Here is an 11,829-nt window from a genome sequence, read left to right as displayed (position 1 = left end):
GAACATGACACAAGTCAAACACCCAACACTGACATTCACTCACTTTCACGCCGCAGGCCAACACACCAGCACGACCCCACCCCCACCCACTCCCAGCCCCAAAAAGCAAGGGGGCAGCGAATATCCATCACAGGACGAGTGTGGACACCGGGCGGCGCACAGCGGCCCGAAACCAACGGAGGCTCGGTATGTATTTCCACGTTCAAGAATGGATCAACGACATCGCAGACGACGAGCCCGACCCCGCAGCGGCGAACGCCCTGCAGGAGGGGCTCGGCGGCCAGTTCGGCGAGATGCGCACGATGATGCAGTACCTGTTCCAGGCGATGAATTTTCGCGGCCCGTCGGCCAAGCCCTACCGCGACCTGATCCAGGGCGTCGGCACCGAGGAGATCAGCCACGTCGAACTCATCGGCACCACCATCTCCCGCCTGCTCGACGGCTCACCGCAATATCAGGGCAAGCTCACCGACCCGCTCGACACCCCGGGTGCCGGCGGCGCGACCCCGCTGAACATCGCGCTCGATCACGGCAACATCCACCACTACCTCGTCGGCGCCCAGGGCGCGCTCCCCGTCGACGCCGCCGGCAACCCCTGGCTCGGCAGCTACGTCTACAACTCCGGCAACCTCGTGCTCGACCTGCTCTACAACCTCATGCTCGAGTCGACCGGACGCCTGCAGAAGTGCCGCATCTACGAGATGACCGCCAACAAGACGGCACGCTCGACCATCGCCTACCTGATCGTGCGCGACCAGGCGCACGAGAACGCCTACGCCAAGGCGCTCGAGACGCTCGGCATCGACTGGAAGAAGACCCTCCCGATTCCGAAGACCAACGCCGAGAAGTTCCCCGAGGTGAAGAAGCTCGTCGACCTGGGCCTGCAGAGCAAGCAGTTCTCGTTCGACCTGACCGGCGCATCCGAGGCCGGCCGCATCTTCCAGGGCGCGTCACCCTCGAACGACGGCACCGAACTGGATGCCACCGAGCAGGCGCCGAAAGGCACCCCCTCGTTCATCTCGCCCGAGCGCCTCGAGGAGTTCTCGCCGGGACTCGACCCCGACCTGCTCAAGCTGATTCAGAAGACGGCCGAACTCGAACTCGCCGAGGTCGAGAACAGCTTCGGACCCGTCAAGGCCTGATGCTCGACGACTGACCGGCCGGGGCGGATGCGTCGCTCGAGCATCGCATCCGCCCCGACCCACGGCCTACGCCTTCGACAGCTTGTTCAGTGCGTCGTCGGCGACGGCATCGGTCAGCCCCAGCCGACCGGTCAGGAACGCGTGCGCCGCGGCTCGATCGCCCTTCTTGTAGGCGTTGTAGGCGGCTTCGGCCTCCTGCGCCGTCTGGGGCGAGAGGGTTCCCTTCGCCCCGAGCTGGTCGGCGAGCTGCTGCGCCGTCTCGACGCCGAAAGCGCTCCGGATGCCGGCCGGCAGGCGATACGAGGCGAATTGTCCGAGGTCCATGATGTCTCCGATCGGTGTGCACGCGAGTGCCGCGTGCTCGGAACCCTAGGCCGGGCGCATCCGTTCGGCAGGGGCTGGACACACGGTCGCCGCTGTGGAAGACGTCAGCCCCGGACTGCAGCACCCCGACCCCGCAACACGCCACGAAACCCGACCCCCGCAACCCGTCATCCGCAGTGCCTGCGGAGATTGTGCACCGACATGCCCGAACCACAGCCCGCGCACTCCCCCGTCGCACCCCTCACCGTCAGCGTGGTCGTGCCGGTGCGCGACGACGCCGCGAGCCTGCGCGCCTGCCTGCGCGCGCTCGCCCGCCAGACCACGGCACCGCTCGAGATCATCGTGGTCGACAACGCCTCCCGCGACGACTCCGCGCAGGTCGCGAGGGCAGCGGGCGCGCGGGTCGTGCGCGAGGAGCGCCGCGGCATCCCGGCCGCGGCCGCGACCGGCTACGACGCGGCATCCGGTGACGTCATCGCCCGGCTCGACGCCGACTGCATCGCTCCCCCCGACTGGATCGCCTCGATCACCCGCTCCCTCAACGCGAGACCGGATGTCGCGGCGATCACCGGCACCGCCACCTTCCATGACGGCCCGCCGCGCTGGCGCCGCCTCGGCGCCCACCTCTATCTGGGCGCCTACTTCGTGTCGCTGGCCCCCGCGCTCGGCCACGTGCCGCTGTTCGGCTCGAACCTCGCGCTGCGTCGGGACGCCTGGGAGCACGTGCGCTGGGCCGTGCACCGTCACGACCCCGAACTGCACGACGATCTCGACCTGTCGTTCCACCTCGGAGCGCCGTGGAAGCTCCGATTCGATCGATCGATCGAGCTGCAGATCTCGCACCGTCCGTTCACGAGCGCGAGTGCGTTGCGCACCCGGCTCGGCCGCGGATTCCGCACGGTCTTCGTGCACTGGCCCCGCGAACTGCCGTGGCTGCGCTGGCGCCGGCTGATCGCCGCGCGCCGCGCCGCCCGAGCCGCGGGCCGCGGGCTCCCGCGCCCTGGCCGGCACCAGCTCGACGCGCCTAGCGACCGGCCGGGCCGCGCCTGGGCAGGATGAGCAGATAGGCCAGACTCACCACGACACCCCCGATGGCGAGCGCGGTGGCGGTGAGCAGACCCTGAGCGCCCCCGCTCGCGACATCCGCGAACGTGTCGCCGCGCACGAGGGCGGTGATGGCCACCCATTCGCTTCCGACGGTGTTGACGATGAGGCCCGACCACAGCCACCGTCGTGCCGCGCGCAGGAGACGGTCGGGTGAGCCCAGCCCCGCCGCCCGTCGCAACCCGGCACGCGTCGCCCGCCGCACGAGCAGCACCGCGACCACGGCGAACAGCCAGGTCACGAACGCGACCCCGGTGCAGGCGGCGACGAGCGGCGCCTCCGACGGCCGATCGCGACCGGCGAGGCGCGTGGCCGCCACCGCGATGGCGGCAACACCGACGGCGTCGATCGCCAGAACGATCAGCACGGCCGCGAATCGTCGGCGCAACTCGGTGCCTGCACGGCCGCCGTCTCGATCGCGGCCGTCTCGGTCGCTGCCCATGGTCCGCCTCGCGCTCGGCCGCTCGCACCGACCGGCACTCCCTTCCTACGCGCGCCGAGCGGATGTCGCGCCCGCTGGACAATGGCCCCGAAGTGTGGTGCTCGCGGCCGGCGAGTAGCGTCGAAGGGTGAACCAGAACGGAGCCTTCGCGAGCCTGGTGCGCCTCAACGGCCCGGGCGGACGCTGGCCCATCGCGTTGCGAGCCGGGCTGGCGGTCGCCATTCCGATCGCCGTGTTCTCGCTCGCCGGCGCTCCGGCCCTCGGGCTCCAGGCGAGCATCGGCGCGTTCACGGCGCTCTACGTGGCGAACGCGCCCGTCAGGGAACGGCTGCGCGTGCTGCCGCTCATCGCCGTCGGCCTCGTCGCGTGCGCCGCAGCCGGAGCCATGCTCGCGGGGTCGTCGCTCGCCGTCGCGATCGGGTTGGTGCTCGTCTCCGCCGCCGCGAGCATCCTGCTCTACGGCTTCGCGGTGGGGCCGCCCGGGCCGGTGTTCTTTCCTCTGGTGTTCGGCGCCGCCGCGCACATCACCGCGCCGGTCGACGGCGTGCGCGTGGTCGATCCGCTGCTCTTCGTGACCCTGGTGGCCGGCGGATGCCTGTTCGCCTACCTGTTGGCGATCGCCCCGGTGGTGCTGCCCCGCTCGCGCCGTGTGCCGGCCCGCACGCTGCGCCAGCGGTTCCCGACCCCGCGTTTCACTGATGAGCCGACCCGCACCCTCATCCGCCGATCGATCACGGTCGCCGTGCTCGGCAGCGCCATCGCCCTCGCCGTCGAACCCGAACGTGCCTACTGGGTGGTCTGCGCGGCGCTGGCCGTGGTGAGCGGCGGCAGCAGCCGCGCCCTCACGATGACCCGCGGGCTCCACCGCGTGATCGGCACCATCGCGGGCGCGGTGCTCTATCTGGGCCTCGCCGAGCTCGCGCCGAGCGGCCTCTGGCTGGCGCTGCTGCTCGGCGCGCTGCAGTTCGCCGTGGAGCTGTTCGTGGTGCGCAACTACGCGTTGGCGCTGGTGTTCATCACGCCGCTCGTGCTCACCATCACGGGCACGGCCGCGAGCGCAGGCTCGGGCACCGGGGCCGAACCGCTGGCCTTCGCCGTCGAACGCCTCGTCGACACCGCGATCGGTGCGGCGCTGGCCGTGGTCGCCGCCCTGGTGTGGCACGAGAGGCATCCGTCTGCGGATCATTGAGAGACACCACGGCCGTTGACGACTCCACGGCCGTTGACAGGCAACACCGCCGTTGACAGACACGACCGCTCTTGCGAGCATCGAACCACGGCGCGACGCCGGTGTCGCGCCCGCTCGCAGCGCGGCCCGCCGCGGTGCCGGAAGGAGATCATCGTGTCCGGTCGCATCCAGATCGACCTCTTCAGCAGTCTCGACGGGGTGCAGCAGGCACCCGGCGGCCCCGACGAGGACACCACCGACGGGTTCGCCTTCGGCGGGTGGCAGGCTCCCCTGATCGGCGACGACGACGGCGCCCAGGTCGCGGATGGCATGAAGGGCATGGACGCCCTGCTGCTCGGCCGCCGGACCTACGACATCTTCGCCGCGTACTGGCCCCACCAGGGCAACGGCTCCGAGGCCGACATCGCCCACGCGCTCAACAGCATCCCGAAATACGTCGCTTCGCGCGGCAACCCGGCGCTGACCTGGGCCGACTCGCACCTGCTCGGCAGCGACCTCGCCGCCGCCGTTGCCGACCTGCGCGACCGGCACGACGACATCCACGTGATCGGCAGCATCGATTTCGCCCGGTCACTCGTGACCGAGGGCCTGTTCGACCAGCTGAACCTCTGGATCTACCCCGTCGTGCTCGGCGCCGGCAAGCGGCTGTTCCCCCACGACGGGCCGCCCGTCGGTCTGACGCTGCTCTCGGCGTCGCCGGCCTCGAAGAAGGGCGCGGTGCTGCTCAGCTACGGCCCCACGGGAGCGCCTCCGGCGACGGGCGACATGACGACGCAGCAGTAGCCCGGGTCGGCGCGCGAGCCCAGCCCCGCTCGGCCTACTCGGCCGCCTCAGCTCAGCGACAGCTCCTTCGGCTGCAGGATCACGTCGACCAGCGCGCCGTTGCGCCACACGGTCATCTCGATCAGACGGTCGATCGCGTTCTCGACCATGAGCCGCTGCACCGCGGTGGCGCTGACGATGGTCTGCCGGTCGAGCGAGACCACGATGTCGCCGCGACGGATGCCGGCCACATCGGCCGGGCTGCCGGTGACGACGGTCACGACCTGCATGCCCTTCGCCGAACCCACCTTGGCCGCGACATCCGGCGGCAGTTGGATCTGCACCCCGGCGATGCCGAGCCAGGCCCGGCGCACCCGCCCGTAGGCCACGAGCGAGTCGATGATCTCGCGCGTGGTCGAGTTGATCGGCACGGCGAGCCCCAGCCCGATGCCCGCCACGGCGGTGTTGACGCCCACCACCGCGCCCGAGCCGTCGGCCAGCACTCCCCCGCTGTTGCCGGGGTTGAGAGCGGCATCTGTCTGGATGACCTCGTCGATCACCCGGCCGGCCTGGGTCGGCAGCGACCGGCCGAGGGCCGAGACGATGCCGGCCGTCACGCTGCCCGCGAGCCCGAGCGGGTTGCCGAGGGCCACGACGAGCTGACCCACGCGCAGGTCCGCCGCATCGCCGAGGCGCAGCGGCGCGGGCGTGCTGCCGGTGGCTCGCAGCACCGCGAGGTCGGACAGGGGGTCTTCGCCGACCACCCGCGCCTCAGACGAGCGGCCGTCGGCGAACGCGACCTCGAGCTCGTCGGCACCGGCCACCACGTGGGCGCTGGTGAGCAGCAGCCCCTCGTCGCCGATGACTGAGGCGCTGCCGGCTCCGGCGCCCCGCCGCGAGCGCACCGAGACGCTCGCCACCGAGGGCAGCACGCTCTCCGCGACACCGACGACGGTCTGCGAATAGGCGTCGAGCGCCTCACGATCGTTCATGCAGACATTCCACTCCGTCGCCGGCCCCCGGATGCCGCGATTCGCTGACAGCGCACGCGGCCGTCACGCCGTCGCACGTGGCCTCCCCATCCCTCGAGTGGCCTCCCCTTCCCCCGAGTGGTCACTTTCGGCGGTTCCCGGGTCGTTTTGGCGCGAAAAGTGACCACTCGCGCGGGGAGGAGGGGGGAGGAGGAGGGGAGGGGGAGGAGCGCGGGGTCGACACCCGATTGAGGGGTTCTCCGCACATTCGGGGCGCCGCCGGGCGAGATTGAGGGATGCTCCCGACGACGGGCGCGGGTGCGGCGCGCCAGAGTCGAGATGCGGCGCGATCCGTGTCGCCCCACGTCTCGAGGAGTTGCCATGACCATCACCCCATCGCGCACCGACGCCGACCAGCAGCACGACGACGGCAGCGGCATCCGGCCGTTCACCTTCCATGCCTCCGACGCCGAGCTCGCCGACCTCACCCGCCGGGTGCGCGAGGCCCGCCTGCCCGAGAAGGAGCTCGTGGCCGACGCGTCTCAGGGCGTGCAGCGCCGGGTGATCGACGACCTGGTCGCCTACTGGGGCGACCAGCACGACTGGCGGGTCGTGGAGTCACGTCTCGACGCCCTGCCGCAGTTCGTCACCACCATCGACGGTGTCGACATCCACTTCCTGCACGTGCGGTCGCCGCACGACGACGCCCTGCCCGTCATCATCACCCACGGCTGGCCGGGCTCGGTGATCGAGCAGCTGAAGGTGATCGGGCCGCTGACCGAGCCCACCGAGCACGGAGCGAACGCCTCCGACGCCTTCCACGTCGTCATCCCCTCGCTGCCCGGTCACGGGTTCTCGGGCAAGCCCGAGGAGCTCGGCTGGGACCCGATCCACATCGCCCGCGCCTGGACCGAACTCATGCGACGCCTCGGCTACGACCGCTATGTGGCGCAGGGCGGCGACTGGGGCAACGCCGTCACCGAGCAGATGGCCCTGTTGACCCCGCCCGGACTCATCGGCATCCACACCAACATGCCGGCCACCGTGCCCGACTCCATCCAGCAGGCGCTCACGAACGGCGACCCACCGCCCGCCGATCTCACGGCCGACGAGCGCGGCGCGTGGGATCAGCTCGCGTTCTTCTACGCCCACGGCCTCGCCTACGCGCAAGAGATGGGCAACCGGCCGCAGACCCTCTACGGCCTGGCCGATTCCCCCGTCGGACTCGCGGCCTGGATGCTCGACCACGACTCCCGCAGCTACGACCTCATCGCGCGGGTGTTCGCCGGTGAGGCCGAAGGTCTGACGCGCGACGACATCCTCGACAACGTGACGCTCTACTGGCTCACGAACACGGCGGTCTCGTCGGCGCGGCTCTACTGGGAGAGCACGCTGCCCTTCTTCGCTCCCAAGGGGGTGACGCTGCCGGTCGCGGTGAGCGTGTTCCCCGACGAGATCTACGCCGCGCCGCGCAGTTGGGCGACCGAGGCCTACCCCAATCTCATCCACTTCAACCGGCTCGATCGCGGTGGTCACTTCGCCGCGTGGGAGCAGCCCGGGCTGTTCTCGCAAGAGCTGCGCGCCGCGTTCCGGTCTCTGCGATGAGCGACGCGCTCGGCCCCATCCGTCAGCTCGATGCCGGAGAGCTGAACGTCGGCTACGCCGATCTCGGACCCTCCGACGGGCCGGTCGTGCTGCTGCTGCACGGCTGGCCCTACGACATCCACAGCTATGCCGACGCCGCGCCACGGCTGACGGATGCCGGCTACCGCGTGCTCGTGCCGCACCTGCGCGGCTACGGCAGCACGCGTTTCCTGGCGGCCGACGCGGCGGCCGGTGCCCCGGGCACCGCACCACGCGCCTCCGAGGGAACCGTCCCGCGAAACGGCCAGCAGGCCGTGTTCGCGCTCGACGCGATCGCGCTGCTCGACGCCCTCGGCGTGACGAGTGCCGTGGTCGCCGGTTTCGACTGGGGCGCGCGAACCGCGAACATCCTGGCGGCTCTCTGGCCCGACCGCTGCCGAGCGCACGTCGCGGTGAGCGGCTACCTGATCGGCAGCCAGCAGGCCAATGCTGCTCCCCTGCCGCCCGCCGCGGAGTTGGCGTGGTGGTATCAGTTCTACTTCGCCACCCCGCGCGGCCGCGAGGGCTACGACCGCTACCGCGCGGAGTTCGCCCGGCTGATCTGGCAGACCGCCTCTCCCCGCTGGTCGTTCGACGACGCGGTCTTCGACCGCAGTGCCGCGGCGTTCGAGAATCCCGATCACGTCGACATCGTCATCGACAACTACCGCTGGCGACTCGGTCTCTCGCGCGGCGACCCCCGGCACGACGACCTCGAGCGACGACTGGCCGGGCGGCCGCCGATCGCGGTGCCCACCATCACCCTCGAGGGTGACGCGAACGGCGCGCCGCACCCCGATGCCCCGGCCTACCGCGCGATGTTCACGGGGCCGTACGAGCACCGCGTCGTCACGGGCGGGGTGGGCCACAACCTACCGCAGGAGGCGCCCGCGGCCTTCGCCGACGCCGTCATCGCGGCCGACCGGGCCGGGCAGCAGGCCGGCTGGGGCCCCGCCGTGCTGCCGGGGATCAAGCCGGGCGCGCTTCGGGATGCCCGCCCCTCGACCCCTCCGGATGCCGCCGCGGATGCCCTCGCGGATACCGCCGTGGATGCCCCCGTGGATGGCAGCCCCGCGCTCCGCTCCCCCGCGCAGTCGGAGGTGTCCCGTGCCCGCTGACCGCCTGTTCCGGTCGGTCGCCAACCGCGTGGCGGGTGACACGCGGGTGCTGCCCGACGAGGGCCGACTGCCGTCGTTCGACCGCGCGACCGGCTGGCTCGGCTCAGAACCCGTCTCCCCCGAAGCCCTGCGAGGCCGGGTGGTGCTGGTCGATTTCTGCACCTACACCTGCATCAACTGGCTGAGAACGGTGCCTTATCTGCGTGCCTGGCACGCGAGCTACGCGGATGCCGGCCTCACCGTGGTCGGCGTGCACACCCCAGAGTTCGGCTTCGAGAGCGACCCGGGCAACGTCGCGCCCCGGCTGCTCGAGCTGGGCGTCCGCTACCCGGTCGCCCTCGACGCCGACTACGGCGTGTGGGGCGACTTCGCCAACCACTACTGGCCCGCGCTCTATGTCGGCGACGCGAGTGGGCGCATCCGGTTCCACCATTTCGGTGAGGGCGAATACGCGATGACCGAGATGGCGATCCAGCAGCTGTTGAGAGAAGCCGGCGCTCCGGATGTCGACCAGTCGCTCGTGATGCCCGAAGCCCACGGGCTCGAGGTCGGTGCGGACTGGGCGACGCTCCGCTCGCCTGAGACCTACCTCGGCTACGGGCAGAGCAGCGGCTTTGTGGCTGAGGACCCGGAGCTGTTCGACGTGGCGCACGACTACCGCGCGAGTGCTCGGCTGCCGGCGAACTCGTGGGATCTGCGGGGCACCTGGACGCTCGCCCGCCATGCCGCGGTGCTGAACGAGGCGCCCGGGGGCATCCGGTTCGCCTTCCACGCGCGTGATGTGAACCTCGTCATGGCGCCGGGCGCCGCGGGTGGGGCCGGCGCGGGGGGTGGGGCCGGTGCGCGGGGTGGGGCTGGTGCCGCGGTGCCCTTCCGGGTGCTGCTCGACGGGCAACCGGTCGGGGCCGCGCACGGAACCGACGTCGATGCCTCCGGCGCGGGGCTGCTCGACGCCGCCGACACCTATCAGCTGGTGCGCCAGTCCGGAGCGATCGTCGATCGCGTGGTCGAGATCGAGTTCGCCGCGCCCGGCGCCGAGGTGTACTGCTTCACGTTCGGGTGATCCGGGCCGGTTCCGGATGGCGTAGGCGGCACGTGCCCGGAACCCGCCTCACACCACGCCGCCTCAGACCACGCCGCCTCAGACCACGCCGTTGCGCAGCGCGAACGCCGTGGCCTCGCTGCGGCGTGCCACGCCGATCTTGCGGTAGAGACTGGTGATGTGGCGTTCGATCGTGCGGTCGCTCAGCCACATCACGCCGGCCATCTCCTTGTTGCTGAGCCCCTGCGCGAGCAGGCCGAGCACCTCGAGCTCGCGACGGGTGAGTGGTGGCACGGCCGCGCCGGCGCCGACTGCCGCAGCGGTCGGGCGGCGGTCCGCCTGGCCGCCCACCTGTGCGTTCGGCGAGCCGGCGACCAATCGCGCCGCCTCGTGCACTCGGCGGATCATCGCGTCGAGGGTCGGCTCCAGGTCGTCGGCCAGCGAGCGCAGGAGGTCGTTCTGGCGCAACACGATGCTCTCGGCGCTCGCCCGCGCGTCGCGTTCGCGGGCCAGCCGGCGCGCGGTGTGGATCGCGATCGCCGCCTGGCTCACCGCCACGCGCACCAGATGGGTCTCCATCGCCGTCGGAAAATCGCTGCGCCGAGCCGACACCGCCACCAGCCCGGCGCCCCACGGCAGAGCGATCGGCAGGCTCGTGACCCGCAACGCGGCATCGGCGCCCTCCACCACGCTCGTCGCGATACCCGGCGTCGACGTCCCCGGAGTCATCCGTGGCGCAGTCATCCCCGGCGCCGACATCCCCGGCGCAGAGATCCCTGCAGCAGTCATCCCCGGCGCCGGCACCCCTGGTGCAGTCATCCCTGGCGCCGGCATCTCGCGTGCGGTCCTCCGCGACGGTCTTCCCTCCGCAGACCTCGCCGTCGCAACGCTGCTGGTCGCCGACCTCCCGGAAGGCGGCATGCCTGCCATCCGTGCTCCTGGAGGCGCTCCGGATGCCGCCGCTCCGGATGCCGCCGCTCCGCTCCGCCCGAGAACCCGCACGAGCTCGGCCGGAGGCGCCGGCGCCGACGGGCGCCAGGTCTCCAGTGGCGCACCGCCCTCGGGGTCGTCGAACCGGGCGTAGCCGCCGTCGAGTTCGAGCATGCCGAAGAGCACGCTCAGCAGTCCCGCCGCGATCTCGGGTGGTTCGTGGTCGACCCAGAGCGCCGGAAGCGCGAGCAGCGCGCCCATGTCACGCAGCCAGCGCCGGGTGTCGGCCTCGGAGACGTCTTCGGCTGCGGCATCCGCTCGGTCGTCTGCTCGGCCGGCCGCGCGGTCGTCTGCCCCGTCGTCGCGTGCGCCGTCGGTCATGTCGGCCGTGTCGGTCCGTCGCTCCGACGGGGGGATCCGCGGGCGGAGCGTTCTTCGATGAATTCGGAGGGCGGCAGGAAGAACGGGTTCACCTGCAGCACCCCGCCGATAAGCACGAGCGGGTGGGTGCGCAGGATGTCGATGATGAACGCTCCGTCGAAGCGGGCGACGTCGTAGGAGCAGATCACGACGTGCTCGTGGCGGGCGTGGATGAAGTTCGCACGGGCCTCGAACTCGATCAGGCTGTCGGCGACGTCACGCCGGTCGGCGGCCCAGCCCATGTCGGCGACCAGACGGATGCGGGGCGGTCTCTGCCGCACGAGCATCTCATCGAGAAGGTCGAGCATGTCATCCTGGTCGAAATGACCGCCCCGCAGGTAGGTGTCGGTCCAGGTGTGCACCTCGCAGCGATGACCCTCGAGCAGACCGGCGGCGTCGTAGCCGAGGTGCCGAAGCCGGTTCACCGGGCCGGCGGACTCGGCCGGATCGACCAGATAGACCAGACGATCGCCGCGATCGACACCCTGGCGCACGAACGGATCGAGCACGGCATCCTGCTCCTGCGGGCCGTTCACGAAGGCGCAGACATGGCGGTAGCGGTCGAGCACCCCGCCGGCGAACGTGGCGGGATCGGTTGCGGCGCGATCGGCACCTGCCATCTCAGCCATCTCGATTCGCGGGTCAAGGCATCGGATCAGGTCATCCAGGCGCGCTCTGTGACAGGCACCGGGTGACCGCGAGCGCCCTACGCGAGCGCCAGTTTACGGCCGTCATTCCGGGCGATCAATGGACGATCGTCGT

Annotated in this window: 12 protein-coding genes; 7 read left to right on the top strand and 5 right to left on the bottom strand. The window is 71.2% G+C overall.

The features are described from left to right. The first annotated feature begins 188 nt into the window (after window positions 1–188). Complete coding sequence (locus tag N1032_RS16035) at window positions 189–1,142, top strand: manganese catalase family protein (protein ID WP_259540169.1); 954 nt, start codon at window positions 189–191, stop codon at window positions 1,140–1,142. A 66-nt stretch (window positions 1,143–1,208) separates the two neighbouring features. Here N1032_RS16035 and N1032_RS16030 read toward each other — a convergent pair whose 3' ends face one another. Further along, window positions 1,209–1,466, bottom strand: coding sequence for a hypothetical protein (locus N1032_RS16030; protein ID WP_259540168.1), 258 nt, complete (start codon window positions 1,464–1,466; stop codon window positions 1,209–1,211). Between the two features lie 201 nt (window positions 1,467–1,667). On the opposite strand from N1032_RS16030, the gene N1032_RS16025 reads away from it, so the two are divergent. Next, window positions 1,668–2,525, top strand: coding sequence for a glycosyltransferase family 2 protein (locus N1032_RS16025; protein WP_259540167.1), 858 nt, complete (start codon window positions 1,668–1,670; stop codon window positions 2,523–2,525). Here N1032_RS16025 and N1032_RS16020 read toward each other — a convergent pair. Further along, window positions 2,491–3,012, bottom strand: a complete 522-nt coding sequence (locus N1032_RS16020) for a hypothetical protein (protein WP_259540166.1) — start codon at window positions 3,010–3,012, stop codon at window positions 2,491–2,493. The genes N1032_RS16025 and N1032_RS16020 overlap by 35 nt on opposite strands. Before the next feature lie 127 nt (window positions 3,013–3,139). Between N1032_RS16020 and N1032_RS16015 the strand changes: the two genes are divergently transcribed. Beyond that, window positions 3,140–4,201 carry an FUSC family protein gene (locus N1032_RS16015; protein ID WP_259540165.1) on the top strand — a complete coding sequence of 354 codons (1,062 nt, stop codon included), beginning with the start codon at window positions 3,140–3,142 and terminating at the stop codon, window positions 4,199–4,201. Between the two features lie 153 nt (window positions 4,202–4,354). Continuing rightward, window positions 4,355–4,984: a dihydrofolate reductase family protein gene (locus N1032_RS16010; RefSeq protein WP_259540164.1), complete on the top strand. Its 630-nt coding sequence runs from the start codon at window positions 4,355–4,357 to the stop codon at window positions 4,982–4,984. Between the two features lie 47 nt (window positions 4,985–5,031). On the opposite strand, the gene N1032_RS16005 is transcribed toward N1032_RS16010, so the two are convergent. After that, a complete protein-coding gene (locus tag N1032_RS16005; protein WP_259540163.1) occupies window positions 5,032–5,955 on the bottom strand; it encodes a S1C family serine protease in 924 nt (307 codons plus the stop codon). Between the two features lie 360 nt (window positions 5,956–6,315). Between N1032_RS16005 and N1032_RS16000 the strand changes: the two genes are divergently transcribed. The 3 genes from N1032_RS16000 to N1032_RS15990 are packed head-to-tail and all read left to right on the top strand — an operon-like array spanning window position 6,316 to window position 9,738. Beyond that, on the top strand, window positions 6,316–7,539 hold the full coding sequence (locus N1032_RS16000; protein WP_259540162.1) for an epoxide hydrolase family protein: 1,224 nt from the start codon (window positions 6,316–6,318) through the stop codon (window positions 7,537–7,539). Further along, window positions 7,536–8,675 (top strand): alpha/beta fold hydrolase, encoded by a 1,140-nt coding sequence (locus tag N1032_RS15995; RefSeq protein WP_259540161.1) that lies wholly within the window; start codon window positions 7,536–7,538, stop codon window positions 8,673–8,675. Before N1032_RS16000 ends, N1032_RS15995 begins: the two co-directional genes overlap by 4 nt. Further along, window positions 8,665–9,738 carry a thioredoxin family protein gene (locus N1032_RS15990; protein WP_259540160.1) on the top strand — a complete coding sequence of 358 codons (1,074 nt, stop codon included), beginning with the start codon at window positions 8,665–8,667 and terminating at the stop codon, window positions 9,736–9,738. Before N1032_RS15995 ends, N1032_RS15990 begins: the two co-directional genes overlap by 11 nt. A gap of 78 nt (window positions 9,739–9,816) precedes the next feature. Here the strand turns inward: N1032_RS15990 and N1032_RS15985 are convergent, their stop codons facing one another. Next, window positions 9,817–11,028, bottom strand: coding sequence for a LuxR C-terminal-related transcriptional regulator (locus tag N1032_RS15985; RefSeq protein WP_259540159.1), 1,212 nt, complete (start codon window positions 11,026–11,028; stop codon window positions 9,817–9,819). Continuing rightward, complete coding sequence (locus tag N1032_RS15980) at window positions 11,025–11,687, bottom strand: MEDS domain-containing protein (protein WP_259540158.1); 663 nt, start codon at window positions 11,685–11,687, stop codon at window positions 11,025–11,027. Before N1032_RS15980 ends, N1032_RS15985 begins: the two co-directional genes overlap by 4 nt. Between the last annotated feature and the right edge of the window lie 142 nt (window positions 11,688–11,829).

This window comes from Herbiconiux daphne, assembly GCF_024979295.1.
GTDB lineage: Bacteria > Actinomycetota > Actinomycetes > Actinomycetales > Microbacteriaceae > Herbiconiux > Herbiconiux daphnes.
The sequence above is the reverse complement of the archived record's forward strand: the minus strand, read 5'-3'. Positions and strand labels throughout refer to the sequence as shown.

Bases quoted from the DNA above. Each gene is read 5' to 3' on its own strand.
- N1032_RS15980 (WP_259540158.1), bottom strand. From the start codon at position 11,687: ATGGCAGGTGCCGATCGCGCCGCAACCGATCCCGCCACGTTCGCCGGC.
- N1032_RS16000 (WP_259540162.1), top strand. From the start codon at position 6,316: ATGACCATCACCCCATCGCGCACCGACGCCGACCAGCAGCACGACGAC.
- N1032_RS16005 (WP_259540163.1), bottom strand. From the start codon at position 5,955: ATGAACGATCGTGAGGCGCTCGACGCCTATTCGCAGACCGTCGTCGGT.
- N1032_RS16020 (WP_259540166.1), bottom strand. From the start codon at position 3,012: ATGGGCAGCGACCGAGACGGCCGCGATCGAGACGGCGGCCGTGCAGGC.
- N1032_RS15985 (WP_259540159.1), bottom strand. From the start codon at position 11,028: ATGACCGACGGCGCACGCGACGACGGGGCAGACGACCGCGCGGCCGGC.
- N1032_RS15995 (WP_259540161.1), top strand. From the start codon at position 7,536: ATGAGCGACGCGCTCGGCCCCATCCGTCAGCTCGATGCCGGAGAGCTG.
- N1032_RS16030 (WP_259540168.1), bottom strand. From the start codon at position 1,466: ATGGACCTCGGACAATTCGCCTCGTATCGCCTGCCGGCCGGCATCCGG.
- N1032_RS16035 (WP_259540169.1), top strand. From the start codon at position 189: ATGTATTTCCACGTTCAAGAATGGATCAACGACATCGCAGACGACGAG.
- N1032_RS16025 (WP_259540167.1), top strand. From the start codon at position 1,668: ATGCCCGAACCACAGCCCGCGCACTCCCCCGTCGCACCCCTCACCGTC.